At 44.8% G+C, this 22,339-nt stretch carries 29 protein-coding genes; 10 read left to right on the top strand and 19 right to left on the bottom strand.

Translation table 11 applies throughout. The features are described 5' to 3' along the window. Positions 1–10: 10 nt before the first annotated feature. Positions 11–1,231 carry a hypothetical protein gene (locus B7X71_RS01625; RefSeq protein WP_293597323.1) on the bottom strand — a complete coding sequence of 407 codons (1,221 nt, stop codon included), beginning with the start codon at positions 1,229–1,231 and terminating at the stop codon, positions 11–13. Between the two features lie 316 nt (positions 1,232–1,547). Between B7X71_RS01625 and B7X71_RS01620 the strand changes: the two genes are divergently transcribed. From B7X71_RS01620 to B7X71_RS01600, 5 genes are all read left to right on the top strand, one after another. After that, positions 1,548–2,795, top strand: coding sequence for a hypothetical protein (locus tag B7X71_RS01620; RefSeq protein WP_293600136.1), 1,248 nt, complete (start codon positions 1,548–1,550; stop codon positions 2,793–2,795). A gap of 4 nt (positions 2,796–2,799) precedes the next feature. Next, positions 2,800–4,596: a DUF268 domain-containing protein gene (locus B7X71_RS01615; protein ID WP_293597321.1), complete on the top strand. Its 1,797-nt coding sequence runs from the start codon at positions 2,800–2,802 to the stop codon at positions 4,594–4,596. An 81-nt stretch (positions 4,597–4,677) separates the two neighbouring features. Further along, positions 4,678–5,442 (top strand): FkbM family methyltransferase, encoded by a 765-nt coding sequence (locus tag B7X71_RS01610; protein ID WP_293597320.1) that lies wholly within the window; start codon positions 4,678–4,680, stop codon positions 5,440–5,442. Between the two features lie 3 nt (positions 5,443–5,445). Next, on the top strand, positions 5,446–6,369 hold the full coding sequence (locus tag B7X71_RS01605) for a hypothetical protein (protein ID WP_293597319.1): 924 nt from the start codon (positions 5,446–5,448) through the stop codon (positions 6,367–6,369). 3 nt (positions 6,370–6,372) lie between these two features. Then, positions 6,373–7,194 (top strand): methyltransferase domain-containing protein, encoded by an 822-nt coding sequence (locus tag B7X71_RS01600; RefSeq protein WP_293600135.1) that lies wholly within the window; start codon positions 6,373–6,375, stop codon positions 7,192–7,194. Positions 7,195–7,278: 84 nt separating this feature from the next. Here the strand turns inward: B7X71_RS01600 and B7X71_RS01595 are convergent, their stop codons facing one another. The 6 genes from B7X71_RS01595 to B7X71_RS01575 all read right to left on the bottom strand — a co-directional run bounded on the left by B7X71_RS01595 (position 7,279) and on the right by B7X71_RS01575 (position 12,728). Beyond that, positions 7,279–7,536, bottom strand: coding sequence for an FkbM family methyltransferase (locus tag B7X71_RS01595; RefSeq protein ID WP_293597317.1), 258 nt, complete (start codon positions 7,534–7,536; stop codon positions 7,279–7,281). A 5-nt stretch (positions 7,537–7,541) separates the two neighbouring features. Then, on the bottom strand, positions 7,542–7,859 hold the full coding sequence (locus B7X71_RS17855) for an FkbM family methyltransferase (RefSeq protein ID WP_363926566.1): 318 nt from the start codon (positions 7,857–7,859) through the stop codon (positions 7,542–7,544). Positions 7,860–8,029: 170 nt separating this feature from the next. Then, positions 8,030–9,019, bottom strand: coding sequence for a GDP-L-fucose synthase (locus tag B7X71_RS01590; RefSeq protein ID WP_293597316.1), 990 nt, complete (start codon positions 9,017–9,019; stop codon positions 8,030–8,032). A gap of 4 nt (positions 9,020–9,023) precedes the next feature. Continuing rightward, positions 9,024–10,154: a GDP-mannose 4,6-dehydratase gene (gene gmd / locus B7X71_RS01585; RefSeq protein ID WP_293597315.1), complete on the bottom strand. Its 1,131-nt coding sequence runs from the start codon at positions 10,152–10,154 to the stop codon at positions 9,024–9,026. A gap of 49 nt (positions 10,155–10,203) precedes the next feature. After that, positions 10,204–11,184, bottom strand: a complete 981-nt coding sequence (locus B7X71_RS01580) for a GDP-mannose 4,6-dehydratase (RefSeq protein ID WP_293597314.1) — start codon at positions 11,182–11,184, stop codon at positions 10,204–10,206. A 17-nt stretch (positions 11,185–11,201) separates the two neighbouring features. Next, positions 11,202–12,728 carry a mannose-1-phosphate guanylyltransferase/mannose-6-phosphate isomerase gene (locus B7X71_RS01575; RefSeq protein WP_293597313.1) on the bottom strand — a complete coding sequence of 509 codons (1,527 nt, stop codon included), beginning with the start codon at positions 12,726–12,728 and terminating at the stop codon, positions 11,202–11,204. A gap of 187 nt (positions 12,729–12,915) precedes the next feature. Between B7X71_RS01575 and B7X71_RS01570 the strand changes: the two genes are divergently transcribed. Continuing rightward, a complete protein-coding gene (locus B7X71_RS01570; RefSeq protein ID WP_293597312.1) occupies positions 12,916–13,062 on the top strand; it encodes a hypothetical protein in 147 nt (48 codons plus the stop codon). Between the two features lie 24 nt (positions 13,063–13,086). On the opposite strand, the gene B7X71_RS01565 is transcribed toward B7X71_RS01570, so the two are convergent. The 5 genes from B7X71_RS01565 to plsY all read right to left on the bottom strand — a co-directional run bounded on the left by B7X71_RS01565 (position 13,087) and on the right by plsY (position 16,286). Next, on the bottom strand, positions 13,087–13,626 hold the full coding sequence (locus B7X71_RS01565) for an HPP family protein (RefSeq protein ID WP_293597311.1): 540 nt from the start codon (positions 13,624–13,626) through the stop codon (positions 13,087–13,089). 112 nt (positions 13,627–13,738) lie between these two features. Further along, positions 13,739–14,047, bottom strand: a complete 309-nt coding sequence (locus tag B7X71_RS01560; RefSeq protein WP_293600134.1) for a high-potential iron-sulfur protein — start codon at positions 14,045–14,047, stop codon at positions 13,739–13,741. A 395-nt stretch (positions 14,048–14,442) separates the two neighbouring features. Continuing rightward, positions 14,443–15,222, bottom strand: a complete 780-nt coding sequence (locus B7X71_RS01555; protein WP_293598240.1) for a GTP cyclohydrolase I — start codon at positions 15,220–15,222, stop codon at positions 14,443–14,445. 42 nt (positions 15,223–15,264) lie between these two features. Further along, positions 15,265–15,636, bottom strand: coding sequence for an MAPEG family protein (locus B7X71_RS01550; RefSeq protein WP_293598241.1), 372 nt, complete (start codon positions 15,634–15,636; stop codon positions 15,265–15,267). Next, the gene (gene plsY, locus B7X71_RS01545; RefSeq protein WP_293598242.1) at positions 15,633–16,286 is read right to left on the bottom strand and encodes a glycerol-3-phosphate 1-O-acyltransferase PlsY; all 654 of its coding nucleotides are present in this window, start codon (positions 16,284–16,286) and stop codon (positions 15,633–15,635) included. The genes B7X71_RS01550 and plsY overlap by 4 nt, the downstream gene beginning before the upstream one ends. 97 nt (positions 16,287–16,383) lie before the next feature. Here plsY and vapB point away from each other — a divergent pair, with 97 nt between their 5' ends. Both vapB and vapC read left to right on the top strand, forming a co-directional pair. Further along, positions 16,384–16,623 carry a type II toxin-antitoxin system VapB family antitoxin gene (gene vapB / locus B7X71_RS01540; protein WP_363926563.1) on the top strand — a complete coding sequence of 80 codons (240 nt, stop codon included), beginning with the start codon at positions 16,384–16,386 and terminating at the stop codon, positions 16,621–16,623. Then, positions 16,623–17,027 (top strand): tRNA(fMet)-specific endonuclease VapC, encoded by a 405-nt coding sequence (vapC, locus tag B7X71_RS01535; protein ID WP_293598243.1) that lies wholly within the window; start codon positions 16,623–16,625, stop codon positions 17,025–17,027. Before vapB ends, vapC begins: the two co-directional genes overlap by 1 nt. 41 nt (positions 17,028–17,068) lie before the next feature. Here vapC and xerD read toward each other — a convergent pair whose 3' ends face one another. From xerD to B7X71_RS01515, 4 genes are all read right to left on the bottom strand, one after another. Continuing rightward, entirely contained in the window at positions 17,069–17,995 is a 927-nt protein-coding gene (xerD, locus tag B7X71_RS01530) for a site-specific tyrosine recombinase XerD (RefSeq protein ID WP_293598252.1), read from the bottom strand. A gap of 30 nt (positions 17,996–18,025) precedes the next feature. Further along, a complete protein-coding gene (locus B7X71_RS01525; protein WP_293598244.1) occupies positions 18,026–18,304 on the bottom strand; it encodes a type II toxin-antitoxin system RelE/ParE family toxin in 279 nt (92 codons plus the stop codon). Continuing rightward, positions 18,304–18,513: a hypothetical protein gene (locus tag B7X71_RS01520; protein WP_293598245.1), complete on the bottom strand. Its 210-nt coding sequence runs from the start codon at positions 18,511–18,513 to the stop codon at positions 18,304–18,306. Before B7X71_RS01520 ends, B7X71_RS01525 begins: the two co-directional genes overlap by 1 nt. A gap of 254 nt (positions 18,514–18,767) precedes the next feature. Then, entirely contained in the window at positions 18,768–19,253 is a 486-nt protein-coding gene (locus B7X71_RS01515; protein ID WP_293598246.1) for a YajQ family cyclic di-GMP-binding protein, read from the bottom strand. Between the two features lie 117 nt (positions 19,254–19,370). Here B7X71_RS01515 and murB point away from each other — a divergent pair, with 117 nt between their 5' ends. Both murB and B7X71_RS01505 read left to right on the top strand, forming a co-directional pair. Next, the gene (gene murB, locus B7X71_RS01510) at positions 19,371–20,411 is read left to right on the top strand and encodes a UDP-N-acetylmuramate dehydrogenase (protein WP_293598247.1); all 1,041 of its coding nucleotides are present in this window, start codon (positions 19,371–19,373) and stop codon (positions 20,409–20,411) included. Further along, the gene (locus tag B7X71_RS01505; RefSeq protein ID WP_293598248.1) at positions 20,392–20,736 is read left to right on the top strand and encodes a hypothetical protein; all 345 of its coding nucleotides are present in this window, start codon (positions 20,392–20,394) and stop codon (positions 20,734–20,736) included. The genes murB and B7X71_RS01505 overlap by 20 nt, the downstream gene beginning before the upstream one ends. Here the strand turns inward: B7X71_RS01505 and B7X71_RS01500 are convergent. The 3 genes from B7X71_RS01500 to xseA all read right to left on the bottom strand — a co-directional run. Continuing rightward, positions 20,711–21,028: a HigA family addiction module antitoxin gene (locus tag B7X71_RS01500; protein WP_293598249.1), complete on the bottom strand. Its 318-nt coding sequence runs from the start codon at positions 21,026–21,028 to the stop codon at positions 20,711–20,713. The genes B7X71_RS01505 and B7X71_RS01500 overlap by 26 nt on opposite strands. Positions 21,029–21,052: 24 nt before the next feature. Further along, positions 21,053–21,331 (bottom strand): type II toxin-antitoxin system RelE/ParE family toxin, encoded by a 279-nt coding sequence (locus B7X71_RS01495; RefSeq protein ID WP_293598250.1) that lies wholly within the window; start codon positions 21,329–21,331, stop codon positions 21,053–21,055. Between the two features lie 65 nt (positions 21,332–21,396). Beyond that, the coding region (gene xseA, locus B7X71_RS01490; RefSeq protein WP_293600133.1) for an exodeoxyribonuclease VII large subunit at positions 21,397–22,339 on the bottom strand (943 nt) is incomplete at its 5' end.

Here is a 22,339-nt window from a genome sequence, read left to right as displayed (position 1 = left end):
TCCAGCCCGCCTAGGTGGCGCGGGTCCCTGTGCGGCGCACGGTCGCCCACGCCCGGGAGCCTAGCAGGAGGAGCAGTGCCAAGAATAGGGCGGCGATAAGGCCGGTGGCGGCGCTCTTGAGCATGCCTGATTTCTGGGCGCTCGGGGCGGTGTTTGGCTCCAGGCCCTTGGTAAAGCGAGACTCGATAGTCAGCAGCTGGGAGCGCAGGGCGTCTAAGGACTGGCGGGCCTTTGCGTCATCGGCCTTGAGCTGCGTGCGCAACTTGGCCTCCACCCCCAGGAGGGCCTTGGCCAGGGTGATGCCGTCCAAGTTTTGCTCAACTAGGGGGAGCGCCTGCTCCAGGAAGGACTTCATGAGGGCAATTTGCGCCAGGCGGTCAGCAAAGCGCGTGAGGTTTTCATTAGCGAGGTTGATGTCCGTGTTGACTGCGATGAGCTGGGTGCTCAGCGGAAGAAACTTGGCGCTCGATTCCTTGGGATCAATGATCTGTTGGGTGGTGCCGGTCGACCCCGGGAAGCGCTTGAGTAATTGCTCCAGGCTCTTGGCTCTGTCGTGCAGGTAACCCAATTCGATTTGGGCGTCGGTGATCTTGCTCTGGATGTCAGCAGCCGTACCAATAGTCTCGCTCTCAAGACCATTAATCAGGGACTTGATCTGCAGGTAGGCGCCCCCTTTTAATAAAAATTGGGTTGCGGCACGGACATTATCTAGCGCCTGCTCACGGGTGCCCCCCGCAGCCTTTACGGTCAAGGAAAGGATCGTTGTGCTCGCGCCGTCCAGGCTTTTACCTATGGCGGCAAAGTCCTTGGTGTCTGCCTTGGTAATGGCAAAGTTGGGGGTCACATTTTTTTGCCACCACAGGGCATCGCTCATTGCCCGATATAGGCCGGCCTTATCCTGGGGCGCCTTTCCTTCCTCGATAAACTGATCGGCCAGGTTGGGCAAGCTTTTTTGAATCGTGCGCCAGGAGACTAGATCAAGGGCATAGCTGCTTGGGGTCTCGGCCGAGGCGCTGGAGGTCGTGTTGTTGTGGATCACCCACTCCGCCTGGTAGCCCACCAGGAAGTACCAGCCGCCTAGGCCCAGCAACAAGCCAACGCTAGCTGCGAGGAGCAACTTTAGGTAGGACTGCTCCAGAAAGGTGACGATATCTAACAGGGAGATTTGAGATTCGGTGTCACCATCAATCGCTTGCATTTGCCAATTATCCCGACCATCTTGTGAAGTCACGCGCCACCTTTTTGAATTGAGTCACCAAGTTGACGACATCTAAAGCCCAAATTATTGCATTATTCTAGCCACATTAATTAGACCTTCATGAGTTCCAATACATCTTACCCCCCAACTAATGATCGACACCAAGAACCACCAAAATTATGTTGCTCGACTAATGGGCTTGGTCGCCTGTGGGTTGCTATCGATTTGGGCACTTCCCGAAACTATCGCATTTCGTCATGTACTACTAGGGCTGGGATTTTTTCTAGGGCTCTTTTTTTTATGGCTTGACTCAATACATTTGCGTACGAACCATTCTTGGCCAATTTGGATGTTACTTGGTCTTTATGGATGGCTAATCCTTCACCTAATTATCTTTTCAGTGCAGCCCACCATTCAATATCATGAGCTTGTAAGTATATGGGCGAGGGCCCTGTTATCTCTCCCCCTCGGGTTGGCATTAGGTATTTTTTTATCAACTACGAACAACTCAAATACAAAATTTTTACATGTCGAAGTTAGTGCTTTATTGCTTTTAGGATTCTCATCCACATTTGTAATTTTTATGGGTGGCTATGTCTATAGATCCTACTTAGCTCAAGAGTGGCTACCAATGCAGGCAGCGGCATGGTGGAGCCTTCCGTATCGCGAGAAACCCCCTTTTGTTGTTGCTACTGCGCTTACCCTACCACTTTGCTGTGTTTTGCTATTGAGAGTTTTTCAGGGTGTAGAGCGCGCTTGGTGGGCAGCGATTGCCCTGACCGCTACTGGCCTATGCGTAGCTAGCAATTACCTTACTAATACTAAGAACGGAATGGCAATAGTTGCGGTTACTATCGGCGCATTTGCCGCCTTTAGTGCCATACATCTTATTGTTAAATTGGCCAAAAAATCATTAACCAAGACCCTAGTCTCCTTGACGCTGATCGCATCTTTACTTATTGGGGTTACTTGGGGCGTCAAACTGCATCTAGAGAAAAATCCAGCATGGTCGCAGCTGATTGCAAATGCAAAGGTGGGTTTTGATATTAACCACCAGCAATACTGGAAAAATCGCAATATTTATGCAACGCATCCCATCAACGATAATGGGATCCCGGTTGACATCAGCACTTATGAGCGAACTGCTTGGTTTACTGCTGGTTTAAGGCTTCTGGAAGATAGGCCCCAAGGATTTGGTCTGGTTCATCACTCTTTTGGCTGGATGGCACTTGAAAAATGGTCAGACTTTTATCAGCCAATTGGAACGTTGCGTGGCATGACTCATAGCGGTTGGATGGACCTTGCTCTGGGCATTGGAATTCCCGGCCTTCTTCTTATTCTCATTCCGCTGGCGGCGTCTTGGTATCGATCTTTATGCATGGAGAGTCTTTGGGGCGCCTACACCAGCTGGGCCATACCAATTTTTACCCTCACCTACCTCACCACAGAAGTCACTGGAGCACATCATTTTATTGAGCTGTTGATTTTCATGACGGCTTTTTTTATCGGCATCACCATAAATGCTTCACCAAATTTATCAAGGAAGTTGGGGCAGCGGCCCGGTTCTAGCTGCCCGCAATTCATAAATCCGAAATGAATTAATGTCAAGAAAACCATATTCCATTTTCGCAATTATCAGAGCACTGGTTACCTCAAAGCACCGATATCGCTTGCGGGATTTGCCAAGATTTTTTTCGGAGGCAAGGGAATATATCCGTCTTGGCGGGAAAATTGATGGAGTCTTCCCAATTGTGTTTGAGCGCACTGCAACCGCAGGCTCTGCAACGGGGCACTACTTTCACCAAGATCTGCTAGTGGCGAACTTTATTCATAGGACAAGGCCCAATAAACATCTTGACGTTGGATCTCGTATCGACGGCTTTGTTGCTCATGTGGCTTCTTTTATGTCAATTGATGTTTTAGATGTCAGGCAGCTTCCATGCACGGGACACAGCAATATTAAATTTGTACAAGCAGATCTGATGAAGCCAATCGATCCTGAGTGGATGGATAAATATGACTCTATATCATGTCTTCATGCAATCGAACACTTTGGATTAGGACGCTACGGAGATGCATTGGATCCCGAAGGCTACATCAAGGGATTTCAGAACCTACTTCGTCTTTTAAAACGTGGTGGCAGGCTCTACATCAGTATTCCTATCGCCTCAGAAAATGCAGTGGAATTTAATGCTCACAGAAAGTTCCATCCGCTGGATATACTTGGCTGGCCAACAAATGGTCACCACATCAATCTCACTCGCTTTGATTATGTTGACGATGCCGGAAATCTACACCAGAATGCGTCCCTACTAAACGAGTCACTGAAATTTCAATATGGTTGCGGCATCTATACTTTTGAAAAGTCACCAAACCCAATCAACCTTGTTTCATTAAACAATGGCCCAGACTCTGCCGCGGGGCTGGAGGGACCAAAAATCTCTTTCCTAATGGACCCAGATAATGCAGAAGGGGCGGGCAGCTTTTATCAAAGACCGTTTATTGCAATGCTGGTAGCAAAACAATTGCGACTCCCCTTTCTTAACGCAAGCAATCGACACTCTGCAGTTCACTACAAGGAAGATAGCTTCCAGGAAATTAATCGAGATTGGGAAGGCATTTTTGGATTTTTAGGAGAAGTTGCAGAGCTTGAACAACCATGCCCCTACCTTGATCTTCACATGCCAGCTATTGCTGGGCAAACCTACCATCTACCATTTGATACTGCATATGAGTTCCTGAATTCGATGTCGGCCCACGAACGCGAACCGCTCCTAGAGTCCGCTAGAGAATCCTTTAGGGAAAATCTCAAAACGAAATGTCCCCACCTTATTCCGACCCCACAGGATGGAACAATTATTGCCTTGCATCTAAGGGATCGAAGCGCTGGAGATCCATTACCTACTCGCAGACTTTTGCCATGGCAGATGTTCAGTGTTGACTATGGATTGCCCGATAACAACCCTGGATACTACTCAAGGCTCTATGCTAATGCGGTGAATTCCATAGTCATCGAGCACAATATTCAAAAGCCTATCTTGCAAATACACAGCACGGGAAAAGCAAGCTCATTTAAGCAACTTATCTCGCTGCTTAATCCAGGTATAGAGGTGCAATTACTCCTGAATGATCATCCACCAAAGTCATTCATAGCAATGATTTACGCCGATATTTTAATTGCTTCACATAGTTCCTTTAGCTGGCTCCCAATGCTATTAAATGACGGACCTAAATATATTCGCAAGAACTTTAGGCATTTTTTACCTGCCAATACCCAGATACTTGAGGAAGTCTTACTTAAAGATAAGAGCATTCCAGAACAAATGTTAATTAAGCTTAATATGAGAATTCGATATTGGCTTTTTAAACGGTTTAATCTAGTGAGATACCAAGATTAAACAGCCATTAAGGTATCTCCATTATTTTTTGTACATACCCCCCTCAAACAACAATTTGACTAAGCTTGGACCCTCAAACCTATGAATGATTTATTACTTCGCAGTGGAATCGAATTAGATGAGCAAGGATTTATCAAAGTCCCAGCTTGGGTTAAGCGCGTTAAGATTGACGTTGGACTATCTGATGGCGCGCCGCAATCCGCCAAATGGCTGGAGCAGGAGCCAGACGATCTTCTGATCTTTGGATTTGAGCCAAATCATCACAACACCAAAGCAATTCGCATGCGTGACTCCAATTGGTCTGTAACTATTCATCCAAAGCACTTGGGTACACGCTTTCACCTCATTGAATGCGCTCTGTCGGATGTCACTGAAAAAACTATCACGCCGTTTTACTACACGGCTAATGACCCAGGGTGTAGCAGCCTCCTTCAACCAAAAGAATTTCCAGTAGCTGAGGTTGTAAATGTAGAAACTTGGTCGCTAAATCACTTCTTTCGTCATTTCCCATTCCACCAAATCCCTTATATCGACTTTATTAAGACGGATTGCCAAGGAGCGGACCTACAAGTCATTAAGGGCTGTGACCAATTTCTAAATAAAGTGGCCATCTTTACCTGCGAAGCAGACGAAACCCGCTACCTGAAATCACACAACACACTTGATGCATTGGCAGCCGTCTTCGCAGCCCACGACTTTATTGAATATAAGCCCTATATGAGGAATCTATCTAAAATCTTTGGGCCTCGCCTCAAATATATCAATACTGAAGATCCGACTTTCATTAATCGCAAACTCAGAAAACAGATCGCAAGCAATAAAATTCGTGCATTCCAAGAGGGTTAGTGTATGTACGCGACTGACTTATTTGATCAACCCTTTTTAGTAGTTGGCCTTGTACGAAATGGTGAGAAAACGATCGATAAAGAGATAAGGCATCTTGCGAAAGTATTTCAGAATTTCTCCTGCTTGTCCTGGTTTGTAGTTGAATCAGATAGCAGCGATCAAACATTATATAAATTGAATGGCCTTACTAAAGACATTCCCAACTTTCGTTTTAAGAGCGCTGGAGTTTTAGTTAATACCATGCCAAGTCGTCTAGTTAGGTTGGCACATTGCCGCAACCTATACCTTGATGAACTGCGTACCAACCTCCTGTATAAGGATATTAAGTACCTTGTTGTTGCAGACTTGGATAACATGAATCCCTTATTAACAGAGCAAGCATTGCTTTCTTGTTGGGATAAAGATGGCTGGGGGGGTTGTTGCGCTAACCAACGAGGTCCTTACTATGACCTAGGCGCACTTCGACATCCCGACTGGATGCCCAATGATTGCTGGAGGCATTATCAATTTTTGCTCCAACAAGGAAAGTCCGAAGAGGAGGCAATGGATGCAGCAGTGCATGCAAACATGGTAACCATTAGTGAAGATTCTGAGTGGATAGAGGTGGATTCAGCATTTGGTGGAATTGCCATTTACCCCACCAAAGCGCTTGGCGATGCTCGATATAAAGGCTACGATGCCCAGGGGAGGGATGCCGTTGATCATATCGGCTTTCATGAAGGCATCAGGGCCAATGGTTACAAGATATTTATTAACCCTAAACTCATCAATACTAGCTTTAATGAGCACACGCGCGATTTACTAGAATCGAGGCAGTTGAGAAAACAAATAAAAACTTTTTTTAAACTATGCAATCCAAAAAAATTAATGCCTTTTTTGCTTGCAAAGACAAAAAGAATCAAAGAACAAAAGATATTTCTACGCTAAGTGATGACTACAAAAAATCAAACATCCCCTAACTTATGCCGACTATGCTCCGGGAATCTTTCTCCCCAATTTAAATTAGCAGTATTGGGTAAGCATCAGATTCAATATTATTTATGCGAACAATGCCACTCACTACAAACTGAACCTGCTTACTGGTTAGCTGAAGCTTACAGCAAAAATCTATCGAACCTTGACACTGGGGCTGTACAGCGAAATTGGCACAACTTTTATGTGATCTATATTTTGTGCCACATTTTTAAATTAAAGAATCTGCTAGATCTCGGTGGTGGTGACGGTCTTCTATGCCGCTCATTACGAGACTATGAAATTAACTGCTACGTACAGGACGAATACGCCTCTCCAACATATTCCCAAGGATTTACAGAGCCTGATTTTGAAAGTCCAGACCTGGTTCTAGCGTTTGAAGTGTGGGAGCACCTACCAAATCCATCGCCTGATCTGAATAAGTTTTTTTATAAAAGTCCAAAGATGCTGTTAGTTACCACTGCTATTTATACAGATCAGGGGTCAGACTGGTGGTATCTCACCCCTGAGAGTGGTCAGCACATCTTCTTCTATAGCCATAAGGCACTAGAGAGTATCGCCCTTCAAAGGGGTTATGAACTTAATATCATTGAAAACTTTATTCTATTCATTAGAAAAGATTGTGTATCACCCTTCAAGCTGTCCATCTTCAAAAGAAGTTTGCGCGGAAAACTCAATCGTTATTTGAAATATAAAATTATGCGCAAGCCAGCAACGGGGGTTTGGAAAGACTATCTACAACAAAAGGCTCTAGAAAAATCTGATCCTAAGTCGCCTTAAATAGATAATTGGGCGCTCCAGTCTTTGCCACTTGACAATTCATCAGCTCTTGAATTTCTTCTGGAGTGACCTTTCTTAAGTCGCCTAAGCTTCGTAACAAGCGTCCCAAAACAGCTGGAATGTACTTAACAAATGGGAGTTCACCGAAAACCCTTGGGGTTGATGTTGATGCGAGGTAATCTCAATGATCCACAAGGGCCTGGGACTACGATTGATGAAAGTAAAAGCGCCTTCTAACATCATTTTCTCGGCGCCTTCAATATCAATAATGAAAAGGATTCTCTCATTACCAACTTGACCAGCAAGAACCTTATCTAAGGTTAAAATCGGCACTAAGGTCATATCATCTAGTGGATTTTAAGCCCAACCTTCACAATCAATGATAACCCAGTGCCGCCTCCATAAATCTCTAAAACTCCAACATCATTACTGAGAGCAATTGGACAGATCTGCGCACGTGGTTGCCATCCGTTAACCTTAATATTGTGCAGTAAAGAGTGTAGATTTTCCGGAATGGGCTCGAAAGCAATAACCGACTTGCCAGCACGGAGAGCTAAGCAACTGAAATACCCAATGTTGGCACCTACATTAATTAGAACGTCAACCTCCTTAACCAACTCACATACCAGATGTGTTTCCAGTGGCTCTAACTCTCCACGCTCCACAGTGGACTTCTATTGAAGCGGAGTCCTAGCTTACAGAGTTTTGGAGATTACAAAAATCCAGGATTACTACGTAAATAGCGGCAATACTTTTAGGCCCGACCCAGCGCAGGGTCATGGCGAAAAATTGGTGCCAAGACGTGATGAATCCATTTTTTTGACATTACGCAGACTTAATCATTGGAATGTTGGTTAATCAACAGAGCAAAATCAGCATAGGCTTGCCTCAATCCAGTCTCCAATCCCACCAAAGGAGTCCATCCCAGACCGTTCAATTTAGATGAATCCATCCACTTGCGTGGAGTACCGTCAGGCTTGCTGGCATCAAAAGCGATATTTCCTTGATAGCCAACAGCGTTACCAACCGCTTTTGCTAAATCTGCAATCGTGACATCACTGCCAAAGCCTACATTAATGTGACTTTGCATAGGTTCGGTATGCTGATCATAGATAGCCTTATCTAAATCCATCACAAAGACTGATGCTGCCGCCATGTCATCAACATAGAGAAATTCTCTCCTGGGAGCTCCGGTTCCCCAGATCACGACCTCAGGTAAATTATTTACCTTTGCCTCATGAAACCTTCTAATGAGCGCTGGAATAACATGGCTGTTTTCTGGATGGTAGTTGTCGCCGGGGCCATATAGATTGGTTGGCATCACTGAGCGGTAGTCCACTCCATGGGATTGGCCGTACTGTCGGTTATAGCTTTCACACATTTTAATACCGGCAATCTTGGCAATCGCATATGGCTCATTGGTTGGCTCAAGCTTTCCTGTTAAGAGCGCATCCTCACTCATCGGCTGAGGAGCCAACTTAGGATAGATGCAGCTTGAACCTAAAAATAATAATTTTTTTACACCACTACTAAACGCTTGATGGATGACATTATTTTGCACCATCAGATTGTCATAAATAAATTCAGCTGGATAGGTATTGTTCGCATAAATGCCCCCCACCCTGGCTGCAGCTAAATAGACTTGATCAGGCTTTTCTTGCTCGAAAAAAGCTTTGACTGCCGCTTGATCTGTGAGATCCATCTCCGCATGGGTTCGAGTAACAATATTCGTGTAACCCCTAGCCTGAAGATTGCGTACGATTGCAGAGCCAACCATACCGCGGTGTCCGGCTACATAAATCTTTTGATCTAAATCTTTACTCACGCTGTTAATTCTCTTTACCCACTGATACAGAGTAACCATGCTTTTCCAATAAAGCATGCTGCTTCGCCTTCTCAAGATCACTAGCTACCATCTCAACAATCATTTCATCTAGAGTGATCTCTGGAACCCAGCCTAGTTTTTCTTTTGCCTTAGTTGGATCGCCTAAAAGGGTTTCGACTTCAGTTGGGCGGTAATAGCGTGGATCGATTTGAACAATGACATCCCCCACTTTTAGTGCTGGGGCTTTATCGCCTTCTATTGATGCCACGGTGGCTTTTTCATTTTCAGCAGTTCCCTCAAATTTGAGAGTGATGCCAAGCTGTTTAGCGCTGCGAATAATAAATTCACGAACAGTGAACTGGACACCGGTGGCAATGACAAAATCTTCGGGTTTGTCTTGTTGGAGCATGAGCCACTGCATGCGTACGTAGTCTTTCGCATGACCCCAGTCGCGCAGTGCATCGATATTACCCATGAATAAACACTTCTCAAGACCTTGAGCAATATTGGCTAGGCCTCTGGTGACTTTTCTGGTGACAAAAGTTTCGCCGCGGCGCTTAGACTCGTGATTAAAGAGGATGCCGTTACAGGCATAGATGCCATAAGCTTCGCGGTAATTGACCGTGATCCAGTAGGCATACATCTTGGCTACTGCATATGGACTTCTTGGATAAAAAGGCGTTGTCTCTTTTTGCGGGATTTCTTGTACTAGGCCATAGAGCTCAGAAGTCGAAGCCTGGTAGAAGCGTGTCTTTTTCTCTAGACCCAAAATACGAATCGCCTCCAACATGCGCAATGGACCCATTGCATCAACATCAGCGGTGTACTCGGGAGATTCAAAAGAAACAGCCACATGAGACTGAGCGCCTAAGTTATAAATCTCATCAGGCTGGCACTCTTTAATAATGCGAACCAAGTTACTAGTATCAGTTAAGTCGCCATAGTGGAGAATCAAATCTGGATGGTTAACGTGGGGATCTTGATAAATATGATCAATCCGCTCAGTATTAAAAGAGGAAGCGCGACGCTTGATACCGTGAACGATATAACCTTTTTCTAATAGGAACTCAGCAAGGTAAGACCCATCTTGACCTGTGATACCGGTGATGAGGGCAACTTTTTGATTGTTTTTCATATTTTTTGACTGAATGTGATTTGGCTAACTGACGGTATTGGTAGATTAATTATAAAGATTGGTACATTTTCTTGACGACTTCAATGCCTTTGGTTGAAGCTTCCCAATCGAGTGTCTTTTGCGCCTTACTCGGGTCGGCACGACCAATGGCAAGGTCCGTAGGACGGAACAGGCTAGGATCCTGAATGACATAGTCCATCCAGTTGAGATTTACCTGCTCAAACGCTGTTTTGACAAACTCTTCCAAGGTGATGGTAGTGCCAGTGGCAATCACAAAGTCTTGCGGCTTATCTTGTTGCAACATGAGCCACATCGCTTCAACATACTCTGGTGCCCAGCCCCAGTCTCTTGCGATATCTAAGCGGCCAAGTTTTAATTTTTCCTTGCTACCGTCTGCAATACGCTTGACTGCCCGAATAATTTTCTGAGTTACGAAACGCTCTGGGCGCAAAGGAGATTCATGATTAAACAGAATGCCCGTACAGGCAAATAAACCATATGCATCTCGGTAGTTGTTTACCAACCAATAGGCCGATGTCTTAGCAACCGCATAAGGGCTCATTGGGTAGAACGGCGTTTTTTCATTGGCTGGCTCGCCATGGGTATCACCAAAACACTCACCTGAACCGGCATGATAGATCTTCATTGGCTTGCTATTTTCTTCCATCATGCGGCAGCCCTCAAGAATATTGAGAGTTCCCAAGGTAATACTCTGAATGGTTTCCGCTGGTTGCTCAAAAGATAAACCTACTGAGGATTGCCCAGCTAAGTAATAAATCTCATCAGGATTACTTTTACGAAGTGCAACCAAGACACTCCGAAAATCTTCCGGAACCATAGAGATGTAAGAAATTTGCTCTTTAATGCCAAGCTTTTGAAGATTGGAGAAAGAGGAGCCCTGCACATCTCTGGAAGTGCCAAAAACAGCATAACCTTTTTGTAAAAGTAATTTAGCTAAGTAGCTGCCATCTTGGCCACTTACCCCACAAATTAATGCAATAGGTTTATTGGCAGTCGTGGATTGGTTCATTATCAAATTGTCACCACTCATGACTTAGAGCGCCCATAGTTATCTTCAAAACGCACAATGTCATCCTCGCCCAAGTAGCTACCGGACTGAACCTCAATAATTTCTAGAGGTGTTTTACCAGGATTGGCTAAGCGGTGAGTTTGTCCTTGAGGGATATAAGTACTCTGGTTCTCAGTCAACATAATGACCTTATCGCCGTTGGTAATTTCTGCGGTACCTTTCACCACAATCCAATGCTCAGCGCGGTGATGGTGCATTTGCAAAGAAAGACTGGCACCTGGTTTTACCTGGATACGTTTGACTTTGAAACGTTCACCCTCATCTACGCTGTCATACCAACCCCAGGGCCTAGCAACCTTGCGATGAAGATTCTTTTCTTCACGCTGCCGTTTCTCAAGCTGGTTCACGATGCTTTTCACATCCTGACTATTAGCGCGATCAGCAACCAAGACTGCATCCGCCGTTTCAATAATCACCAAATTATGAATGCCTACCGTACCTACTAAACGACTACTGGCATGCACCAATGAATTACTCGTATTACTCAGCAAGGTGTCGCCACTAGTGACATTTCCAGATGGATCCTTTTTACCAACTTGCCACACAGCATCCCAAGCACCCAAATCATTCCAGCCGGCATTTAACTCAACCATCTTGATGGTGAATGCGCCATGAGATGCGGGGCACTTTTCAATCACAGCATAGTCAATCGATTCACTGGGAATCGATTTAAAGATTTCTTTATCGGGGCGAATAAATTCTGCATCTCCGGTTTGATCGATAGCCCTTGCCACCCATGCAGTTTCAGTAGCACCAAAGATATCGTGGCGAAATTCTTTCAGGGCGGCGAGCCAAGTGCTGGAGCGCAAAACAAACATGCCACTATTCCAGAAGTAATTACCATCCTCAAGATAGGATTGAGCGGTCTGAGCATCAGGCTTCTCTGCAAATTGCTCAACAGTAAATTGACCATGAGCACCCTGAGCACCAGCTTTTTTGATGTAGCCATACCCTATCTCTGGCGCGGTTGGTGTGATACCTAAGATAGCAATTGTTTTATTACTCTCATCGGCTGCGACCACATTGATGCAATCTTGCAAGGCCTTAGTAAATGCCGCGCCATTCTGAATGGTTTGATCGGCTGGCGTAATCACTAAAATTGGATCTGCTGACTCGCTGGCATGTAATGCAGCCAAGCTCAGTGCTGGCGCTGTATTACGCCCCACAGGCTCTAGCAATAAAGTAGCCTGAATACTCGGCATCTCACGTAATTGATCTGTCACCAAGAAGCGATGCTCTTCATTCGTCACAATCAAAGTTTTGCCAAGCTGAATGCCTGAGGAATTATTGCCACTCATCCCAAGGGTATTTAATCGTTCAACTGCCTGCTGAAAAAGGCTTTTAGTTGAATCATCACCCGAAAGCACCAAAAACTGCTTTGGAAAGCCAGAGCGAGATAAAGGCCAAAGGCGCGTTCCAGAGCCTCCGCACAGAATGACTGGAATGACCGGTATTGCTGGATTATCAGAATTTGGGTTGGTCATTGGCAGATAAACAAAGCCTTTATGCTTTTTGTAAATAAAACATGATTTTATAGACTTTATGGGCTGAAACCGAGCTTATTGGGGTTTACACAATTTTTATGAATTTATTAGAATCTCAATAGCGATCACAATAGTGAAAACATCGTTTTTTTATTCGCAAAACTTATAAAAACCACAGGAGCCAGACATGTCTACAAATAACATCCCCAAAATTAACGTTCGCAACTCAGTCAATGAGTGCGCCCAGTCCCTTAAAAAGGAAAATGCAGGTAAATATCACAACTACGGCATCAAAGATTGCATCGCTTCGATCGCAGCAACTAAACGAAACTAAGCTTAAGTTACTGTTTATAAAGAATTAATTTGGTTTATTGGGGTAGGGTTTACCGGTCAGATTACTGTAAACCGCCCCAGCCAGGACCAAAAGCACTGAATCAATCATGACCGGAAAGAATGCGTAGCGGAAGTGCATCACGTGACCCAGTACCACAATCAAAGCAACGGCAGCAGCTGGTGGGTGCAAGCAACGCAAGATAAACATTCCCAAAATAGAAAGACTGGCAGCCAAAGGCAAGGCCAGCAGTGGCTCCTGCACCACATGAATGATCGCAATACCAACCAAAGCAGAAAGAGTATTACCCGCAATAACAGCCCACGGCTGAGCCATGGGGCTGCCAGGTAAAGCAAATACTAGTAAAGCACTTGCACCCAAGGAGGCCATGAGCCACTCATCGACATTACTAAGCTCGCCAAGGAACTTAGCGATAGTGAGCACTAACATAAGACCAATAAAAGCACCCGCTACAGACCGAATTCTCTCAATCCAGGGCACTTGAGGCTGATCACCCCCAAGGTAAAAGGAGTAGCGCTTCAGTAGATTCTTGTAGTTATGTTTCATGTTTTTTCTTTAGGGTGCAACCATAGACCTGCCATCAATTGAAGCAAATTCACCCGACTAATAAAAAAGGCTGCCGGAGCAGCCTTTAAAACATATTAATTCAAAGACCGTATTAAGCCTTCTTAGCGTATGCAGAGCACCAGCCTGGGCCAGCAACTTGCTTAGCACCAAACAGTGAGCAACCGCCAGCAGCAGAACCCACTTTACCTTGATACAAAGCACAGTTGTCGCACTTTTGGCCAGCAGCGTACTTAGGATACTTTGCTTTATCAACTTTAGAGGCATCAGCCTTGTAACCCAAAGCAGCAGCTTGTGGATCAGTTTCAGCAACCATTGCTTGAGCTTGAACTTGACCGTTCAAAGCCAATGTGCAAGCACCAGCAGCGGACAAAATCATAAATTGGCGACGACTATTTTTCATATGAACTCCAGTGAGTGAGATGGAACAAAATTTGTATCTGGAGGGATCATAGATCAGATCAAATGAATCCAATAGAAGCTATATAAGCTGTTGATTTATATAGTTTTTTACTTGAGAATTGTTCTCAAAGAAAAATTATTAGGTTCGCAAGCCCTCGCGGAGGAAATTTAATACCACCCCTTTAGATTCATACAGTTAATACGTTGCCTTACGTGAACTCCAGAACCAGCCTCGGGGTATGCCTGAGCGCAATCTATCGCATCACGCTGAAAGGTCACCTTATTGTTTTTAGCTGGGTCTTTATTAATATCTGGATACAGAGAGCACCCGAGCAAAGCGCAAATGAGACAAATGCCAATGCAACTTCTCAACAGGGTTTTCTTCAATACCACTGCCTATCGCTTATCTAAGAGTGATAAAAACTCTCTACGCAAATTAGAGTCTTTCAGAAAAGCACCGCGCATCACGCTGTTCACCATCTTCGAATCACGATCTTTAACGCCACGCCATTGCATACAGAAGTGGTCTGCATCCATCACGATCGCAACACCAATCGGCTTGATTTTTTTCTCCAGCATATCGGCCAACTCAACCACCGCCTCTTCCTGAATCTGTGGACGACACATCACCCATTCAGTCAAGCGTGAGTACTTTGATAAACCAATGAGTGCGGATTCTTTACTTGGTAATACGCCAATCCATATGCGGCCCATGATGGGGCAAAGGTGATGGGAACAAGCGCTACGAACAGTAATAGGGCCAATAATCATCAACTCATTTAAGCGGCTAACGTTAGGGAACTTCGTTAAGGTAGGCTGTTCAACATAACGGCCATTGAATACTTCTTTCACAAACATCTTGGCCACACGCTGGCTAGTGTTCTTAGTGTTGTGATCACTCTCGGTATCAATCACTAAGCTCTCAAGAACGGCTTGCATCTTTTCTGCCACTTCATCTACCAAGCCTTCTAACTCGCCAGGTTGAATGAATTTAGCAATATTGTCATTCGCATGAAAGCGCGCCTTTTGCGCCTCAATGCGTCGACGAATCACTACAGATAACGGTGTGCCAGCATCACTCTTTTTGGCAGCTACTTTCTTGGCAGGCTTGACGCTTGAGGCCTTTTTAGCAGGGGTCTTTGCAACCGTCTTCGTAGGAGTTTTTTTGGTGGGCATATATATTGTCTCGATGAATTTTTGTAGATGAGTTTTTATTCTTTAAATCTGAAAGAAGATTGCTACTACGCAAGCTAAGCCAGCAAGCCAAACAATAGATCTAATTGTTGGCCAATTGGCTACATAGCAAACTAGGTATGCAACGCGTGCTGCAACAAACCCAATTGCTAATAAATCCACTCGGCCTTGCGGTGCATTTGCGATGGATGCGATGATCACTGCCGCGAAAAAGAAGGGGAGCGACTCAAAAAGATTGGCTTGGGCAGCATTAGCACGCGCCCGAAATCCCGTCTGTTTAGCAAGCCATTGTCTAGGCATGCCGTTGTCGTAACCCTCAAAACCTTTTTTTGCAATGCCAGCTGCTACGTAGGGAAACAATCCCATGAACAGAACACACCAATACGCAATAGTCATTGTTGGCCTTTAGATTCAGTTTGTACTTTTTTCTTGGAACCAATGCGGCTCTCTTTGCCATTCATGAGATTGTGAATATTGCTGCGATGACGCCAGATCAACAAAAGACAAACCACCAGAAGCGCAATGCCCATCGGCTGAAAGCCAAACAAGAAAACAAAATAGATTGGGCCAAAGATTGCAGCTGCTAAGGCCGCCAAAGAAGAGTAGCGCATAAACATCGCCACAATGATCCAGGTACTCAAGGTAGCTAAGCCCAAAATCCAATTAATACCAAACAAAATACCGCAGGCCGTAGCAACACCTTTTCCACCTTTAAAGCCATGGAATATCGGAAATAGATGCCCCAAGAACACAGCGATGACAACTGCACATAACAACCAAGAATTGAGTGTGGATGTCAAAGATTCATCACCGAGCAATACTCTGGCCAACATGACTGCAAGGTAACCCTTTAAGGCATCGCCTATTAATGTGAGTACAGCGGCCAGCTTATTACCAGTTCTCAGAACATTAGTCGCTCCTGGATTGCCAGAGCCATAAGAATGGGGGTCAGGCAAACGCATGCATTTACTCACTACAACCGCAAAAGAGATGGAACCAATCAAGTAGGCAATCGGGATCAGCAACAGATCTAAAGTTAAATTCATGGGGATATCTTAAACACTTATCTAGCTAGTTATTTTTTGGATTGATAATCCTGACTGAAATGCTATATACTATTGCTATATACATAAGGAGAGCGTTATGTCCATAGCAATCACCACGGTGTTTACAAACAATCGTAGCCAAGCAGTTAGATTGCCGGCAGAAGCCCGCTTACCGGATGATGTAAAAAAAGTCATTGTCCGTATTCGCGGTCGTGAGCGAATAATTACGCCACTTGAAAACACATGGGATAACTTTTTCCTAAGCGGACCATCCGTATCAAATGACTTTATGAATGAACGCGGGGAACAAAAACCGGTTAAACGGGAAGACCTGTAATGCTCAAGTATTTATTGGATACCAATATTGTTATATACGTACTTAAGCGCAAACCAGTCGAAGTATTAAAGATGTTTAACACGAATGCGAGTCGGATGGCAATTTCAAGCATCACCTTATCTGAATTAATTTATGGCGCGGAGAAAAGTCCCAACCTTGATAAGAATTTAGAGGCTATAGAGGAATTCATTAGCCATCTCGAAGTTCTCCCTTATGACGCAAAAGCTTCTCAACACTACGGCCAAATTAAAGCGGCGCTAGAGAACAAAGGTGAAGTTATTGGTGAGAACGATATTCATATTGCCGCCCATGCAATTGGCCAGGGACTCATTCTAGTCACGAATAATTTACGTGAATTTAAAAGGGTTGCAAACCTTGCTCTTGAGAACTGGGTTGAGACCTAAATTAAAGAGATGTTGTAGCAATACCCCTCTGGAAATCCTGGTTAAGAGCCTCTAGGATGATGCTGTTGATGAATCGACTTCAGACGCTCTCTAGCAACGTGGGTATAGATCTGAGTAGTTGAGATATCAGCATGACCTAAAAGGAGCTGCACTACCCTTAAATCAGCCCCATGATTAAGTAAATGGGTAGCAAAAGCATGACGTAAGGTATGGGGGGATAGAGCAACAGGAATATTGGCAATCGTGGCATATCGCTTTATCAGCGCCCAGAAAGCCTGACGAGTTAAACCAGTTCCCGTATGACGCCCCACAAATACCGCATCCGAAGTTTTACCTTCCAGCAATGGTGTTCTGGCATCAGAAAGATAGCGACGTAACCACTGCCCCGCCTCACCACCAAAAGGCACAAGCCGCTCTTTACCACCCTTACCATTGACCACCCGAATAACGCCCTCGTTTAATCCTAGAGCAACCGTCTTTAAAGAGACGATTTCAGAAACTCGCAAACCGCTGGCATACATCAACTCCAACATCGTGCGATCACGCAATCCGAGTGAAGTTTCCACATCGGGGGCATTGAGCAAAGCAGTAACCTGATCTTCACTTAAGGTCTTAGGAAAACGTAGCGCCTGCTTGGCCGCACGCAAACCAATGCAGGGGTCGCTTTTTACCAAATTCATGCGCAGAGCATGGCGATAAAAGCGCTTGAATACCGTCAGTCGACGATTAGCAGTGGTTGCTTTATCTGCGCGTCGATGCGCAATGTAAGCAGTGAGATCTTTTTCCGACACACTGTAGAGATCGGCACCTGATTCTTTAAAAAGCCACTGCGCCAAGAGCAGTAGATCTCGGCGATAAGCAGACAAACTATTTTGTGCCAAGCCATCTTCTAGCCAACAAGCATCACAGAAGCGCTCGATAGCCTCTTGGCTTGTCGATGCAATCGACACCTCAAGTGGTGGAGCCAGGCTTTGATCGGCGGTCACAATAAAACCACTTCAATCATCCTGCCGCTTTAAATCACGATAGAAATTTTCCTGCGGGCCAAAGGTCAATAACTTAATACTTTCTTCATCCAAAATACGATAAGCCAACAAGCACTGTTGCTGTGAAAGTCGAAACTTGAAAACACGCACACCCAGTAGATCCCCAACCTTGGCCTCTCCAATGGATGGATCTAAACCAATAGATTTAACCGCGCTATCTAACTCAGATTTTTGTTGTGGATGTAATTTTTTGATCGCTTTTACAAACGAAGCCGTCAGGAGTAAGCGCATCAACTAAATACATACTCGCCGATGATCGGCTCTTGATCGGCAATCAAAATCTCTCGAATCATGGAAAACGGTAAATCTGGGTTTTCTTGAGCAACCCTACCAATCCGTGACCAGTATTCAATCTGCTTAGGCACCGAACGGTGCTCAATTTGCCCGTAAGCTTTAGCCTGTTCTACCAAACTTTCAGACAATTTAACGTTAATAGACATGTTTCTCTCCTTGAGATGAGTACATTATAGCCCTAAAGGTTCCAAAAAGTAACCTTTTATCTAAACTGGGTTATTGGCGGATAAGTGCACTCAAGCATCGTCTAGGAGAACAGTTAGCATAGCCAGCAGGGCTGCCTTAATGCGAAAAGCTTCTTAGATCAAAGCAATCGGAGGTATCGCACTGCCCCAAAAGCTTACCCCTCTTACTTGCCTACCAACTGAGGCATGAGCGTGCAGAGACTTGTCTTAGAGATTTAGTCACGGAAATTGTTAAAACCCAATGGCGCTTCTGTTACCTCTTTTTTGAGCAATGCCATCGTTTCTTGCAAATCGTCACGTTTGGTACCAGTGACACGTACTGCATCACCCTGAATACTGGCTTGCACTTTGATCTTGCTGTCTTTGATGATGCGCACTACTTTTTTAGCCAACTCGGAAGTAATACCTTTTTGGATCTTCATGGTTTGCTTGCGTTTATCGCTACCAATAGTCTCTTTTTTGTCGTCTTTAAGGTAACGCACATCCACATTGCGTTTGGCCATCTTGCCGTAAAGCACATCACGTACTTGACCCAACTTAAAGTCATCATCACCAAACAAGATCAAAGTCTCGTCCTTTTGCTCCACTCGGCTATCAGAGCCTTTAAAGTCAAAACGATTGGTAATCTCTTTATTAGATTGCTCGATTGCGTTTTTCAACTCGATCATGTCTGGCTCACACACTACGTCAAATGAGGGCATCTCAAACTCCTTAAATAATCTGGGTAAACAATTCTGCAAATTTAGCTATTGCATTGTTGCTTTTCAAGTTTTTTCACAAATTACGAACAGAAACTCGAACACGAATAAGATTGTGGCATGAACTCCGCAAAAAATGCGCCCAATCCAGCAAAATTGACCCCCAATCTGGGGCTCAAGCACCGGAATAGCTTTGGCCTGGATTCCGAAGCGCAACTGGCGTACGAGATCACATGCTCTGATCAGTTACCAGCTCTCACGAAAGAACTCGAGGATAAAAAGCTTGAGTGGCGTGTATTAGGCGGCGGCAGTAATGTGATTCTTCCTAAGTCTTTACCAGGGGCAACACTACTCATTAACATTCTCGGCCAAGAGATCCTCAGAGCGGATGACAACAACTCCTGGATATCAGTAGGCGCTGGTGTGAATTGGCATGAATTCGTTGCTTGGACGCTAGATCACAATTTACCCGGACTAGAAAACCTCGCCCTCATACCGGGCACTGTTGGTGCCGCACCCATTCAAAACATTGGGGCCTACGGTGTTGAGATAGGTGAATACATCGACAGCATCGAAGCATTTGATTCTGCAGCCCATGCCTTTGTCACTCTCCCGCAAGAAGCCTGCCAGTTTGCCTATCGCGATAGCTACTTCAAGCAAAATCCCAATCGATTTATCGTGACAAAGGTTGTTTTTAAAATCCCCAAGGCTTGGCAAGCGCGATTACAGTACGCTGATCTAGCAAAGCAATTTGCCGAGTTAAAGACCAGCCCAAGTGCTCAGCAAATTTTTGATGCGGTATGCACTATCCGATCTAATAAATTGCCAGACCCCAAGGTCATTGGTAATGCGGGAAGTTTTTTCCAAAACCCGATTGTCAGCACTGAATATTGCGAACAACTAAGTAAGCAATTTCCGGATCTGGTTTCTTATCCAGATAGCAATGACAAGCGAAAGTTGGCGGCCGGATGGCTGATTGATCAATGTGGCTTTAAAGGCAAGCGTGTTGGCCCTGTAGGTGTTTATGAAAAGCAAGCACTAGTGCTAGTCAATCATGGTGGCGGGACCTCTACCGACATCCTCAATCTTGCAAAAAGCATTCAGGAAGAAGTGTTGGGGAAATTCGGCGTACAACTTGAGATTGAGCCAAATATTCTTTAGAAACATATTGATTAACCACGTTTATATCCAGCTTAATTACTGGCAGTACGATAGCGTGATGCCCCAATACCCCGCAAAACTTACAAAAGATGGTTCCAATATCTTAGTCACATTTAGGGATGTGCCAGAAGCAATTACGTTTGGAGCAAATGAAAAAGAGGCGCTCGAAAATGCGGTTGACGCTCTTGAGACTGGGCTATCTCTTTATATTGATTGCGGCAAGGATTGGCCAAAACCGAGCACTAAAATGGATTGTGAGCGTTTAGTTTTTACTTCTAATAAATTTGTCACCATAAAATCTAAGCTAAAGCATGATCGAGAATAACGCCAACTGACTTTACCTTCGGCACACCCAATTTTCTCGCCTTCCATAAATCGTATGTCGCCTGCTGGCTTAACCAAATATCCGCACTGCCACCGTTTTTAATGCCTAACCATTTCTCAATGCGTAAGGCCATGTCCGGTGAAATAGCAGCCTTCCCGTTAATTACACGGGAAAGTGCGACGCGTGTAATACCCAACTGGTCCGCAGCCTCAGTCACACTCATACCCAATACAGGGAGAATATCCTCTTTGATGATCAAACCAGGGTGAGGTGGATTATGCATTTTTCTCATATTTTGTATTCCTTAACTTACCGCTTAATGGTAATCCTGATAATCAAGCAATATGACATCTTTATCATCAAATTTAAAAGTAATTCTCCAATTTCCACTCACGGCGATTGAGTAATGATTATTTAGTTTTCCTGATAGCAAGTGAAGCCTCCACCCAGGAATGTTGACATCCTCCCAACATGTGGCCTCATCCAATCTAGCTAACTGCCTACTCAATTTATTTGAATGGGAAGACTGTATCCCAGTCTTTTTTCCGGTTTGAAAAAACAACTCCAAACCTTTATGCCTAAAAGATTTAATCATCCCTCATTGTATATTGTATAGCATTGCTATACATACACGCGAACACGTTAAGGTTTTTAGTTGGCCTAGATAACTTTTGAAAACTCCACCTCTACCCGCCCCTCTGCCAGCCTTACTTCAAATACGCTTTGGGTATTGAGCTCGTTAGGGCTTCGTACTGCATGCATTGCCTGCTCTTCCTTACTCAGGATTACCGTATAGCCACGTTCTAGAGTTCTTTGTGGATTGAGCATTTCAAGCTGAGACTGGAAGTGACTTTGATCACGCTTCCAATTTTCAACTCTCACTAGCCATGCTTGATTGAGTCGTTTTTGCCAGCCGCTGATTTGCTCACGCATACGATCAGGGTTAGGTAGAGCATGACTGAGACGCAAAGCTAACTGATCTAAGGTTTGTGCTTCGCGCTCTACACGTTGACTTACTCTTTGCAGTATTGCCTGCATGATGGCATCTAGCTCTTGCAACATTTGATCCCGTCTTGGTGCCGCCAATTCTGCCGCGCCTGTAGGAGTGGGTGCGCGTAAGTCTGCAACAAAGTCAGCAATAGTGACATCCGTTTCATGACCAACACCACTCACAATCGGAATAGGTGAAGCTGCGATAGCGTAAGCTAACTGCTCATCATTAAATGCCCAAAGGTCTTCAATACTGCCGCCGCCCCTGACCAACAAAATTACATCAACTGCATTTTCTTTTTCAGCCGCCTTGAGTGCGGAAATAATTCCACCAGGCGCATCTGGTCCTTGCACCAATGTTGGGTAAATCACGATCGGTATATGGGGCGCTCTTCTGGCTAATGTGCTCAATACATCTTTAAGAGCAGCCGCCTGCGGCGAAGTAATAATGCCTATCGATCTCGGATGACTTGGAATGGGGCGCTTATTCTCAGCGTCAAATAAACCTTCTTTAGCGAGCTTGGCTTTGAGCTTTAGAAAAGCCTCATAAAGACCACCCATGCCGGCACGGCGCATGCTTTGCACCGTAAGCTGAATATCGCCTCTTGGAACA

Source organism: Polynucleobacter sp. 39-46-10, from assembly GCF_002282275.1.
Note: the sequence above shows the minus strand (reverse complement) of the source record. Positions and strands in the feature narration are given on the sequence as shown.

Excerpts from the sequence above, each read along its gene's own strand:
- B7X71_RS01550 (WP_293598241.1), bottom strand. The coding sequence starts at position 15,636 with ATGACTATTGCGTATTGGTGTGTTCTGTTCATGGGATTGTTTCCCTAC.
- vapB (WP_363926563.1), top strand. The coding sequence starts at position 16,384 with ATGTCCATAGCAATCACCACGGTGTTTACAAACAATCGTAGCCAAGCA.
- B7X71_RS01555 (WP_293598240.1), bottom strand. The coding sequence starts at position 15,222 with ATGCCCACCAAAAAAACTCCTACGAAGACGGTTGCAAAGACCCCTGCT.
- B7X71_RS01575 (WP_293597313.1), bottom strand. The coding sequence starts at position 12,728 with ATGACCAACCCAAATTCTGATAATCCAGCAATACCGGTCATTCCAGTC.
- B7X71_RS01595 (WP_293597317.1), bottom strand. The coding sequence starts at position 7,536 with ATGACCTTAGTGCCGATTTTAACCTTAGATAAGGTTCTTGCTGGTCAA.
- B7X71_RS01515 (WP_293598246.1), bottom strand. The coding sequence starts at position 19,253 with ATGCCCTCATTTGACGTAGTGTGTGAGCCAGACATGATCGAGTTGAAA.
- B7X71_RS01565 (WP_293597311.1), bottom strand. The coding sequence starts at position 13,626 with ATGAAACATAACTACAAGAATCTACTGAAGCGCTACTCCTTTTACCTT.
- B7X71_RS01500 (WP_293598249.1), bottom strand. The coding sequence starts at position 21,028 with ATGAGAAAAATGCATAATCCACCTCACCCTGGTTTGATCATCAAAGAG.
- B7X71_RS01600 (WP_293600135.1), top strand. The coding sequence starts at position 6,373 with ATGACTACAAAAAATCAAACATCCCCTAACTTATGCCGACTATGCTCC.
- B7X71_RS01615 (WP_293597321.1), top strand. The coding sequence starts at position 2,800 with ATGTCAAGAAAACCATATTCCATTTTCGCAATTATCAGAGCACTGGTT.
- vapC (WP_293598243.1), top strand. The coding sequence starts at position 16,623 with ATGCTCAAGTATTTATTGGATACCAATATTGTTATATACGTACTTAAG.
- B7X71_RS01495 (WP_293598250.1), bottom strand. The coding sequence starts at position 21,331 with ATGATTAAATCTTTTAGGCATAAAGGTTTGGAGTTGTTTTTTCAAACC.
- B7X71_RS01610 (WP_293597320.1), top strand. The coding sequence starts at position 4,678 with ATGAATGATTTATTACTTCGCAGTGGAATCGAATTAGATGAGCAAGGA.
- B7X71_RS01580 (WP_293597314.1), bottom strand. The coding sequence starts at position 11,184 with ATGAACCAATCCACGACTGCCAATAAACCTATTGCATTAATTTGTGGG.
- B7X71_RS01525 (WP_293598244.1), bottom strand. The coding sequence starts at position 18,304 with ATGCGCTTACTCCTGACGGCTTCGTTTGTAAAAGCGATCAAAAAATTA.
- murB (WP_293598247.1), top strand. The coding sequence starts at position 19,371 with ATGAACTCCGCAAAAAATGCGCCCAATCCAGCAAAATTGACCCCCAAT.
- B7X71_RS01620 (WP_293600136.1), top strand. The coding sequence starts at position 1,548 with ATGTTACTTGGTCTTTATGGATGGCTAATCCTTCACCTAATTATCTTT.
- B7X71_RS01560 (WP_293600134.1), bottom strand. The coding sequence starts at position 14,047 with ATGAAAAATAGTCGTCGCCAATTTATGATTTTGTCCGCTGCTGGTGCT.
- B7X71_RS01605 (WP_293597319.1), top strand. The coding sequence starts at position 5,446 with ATGTACGCGACTGACTTATTTGATCAACCCTTTTTAGTAGTTGGCCTT.
- B7X71_RS01570 (WP_293597312.1), top strand. The coding sequence starts at position 12,916 with ATGTCTACAAATAACATCCCCAAAATTAACGTTCGCAACTCAGTCAAT.
- plsY (WP_293598242.1), bottom strand. The coding sequence starts at position 16,286 with ATGAATTTAACTTTAGATCTGTTGCTGATCCCGATTGCCTACTTGATT.
- B7X71_RS01520 (WP_293598245.1), bottom strand. The coding sequence starts at position 18,513 with ATGTCTATTAACGTTAAATTGTCTGAAAGTTTGGTAGAACAGGCTAAA.
- gmd (WP_293597315.1), bottom strand. The coding sequence starts at position 10,154 with ATGAAAAACAATCAAAAAGTTGCCCTCATCACCGGTATCACAGGTCAA.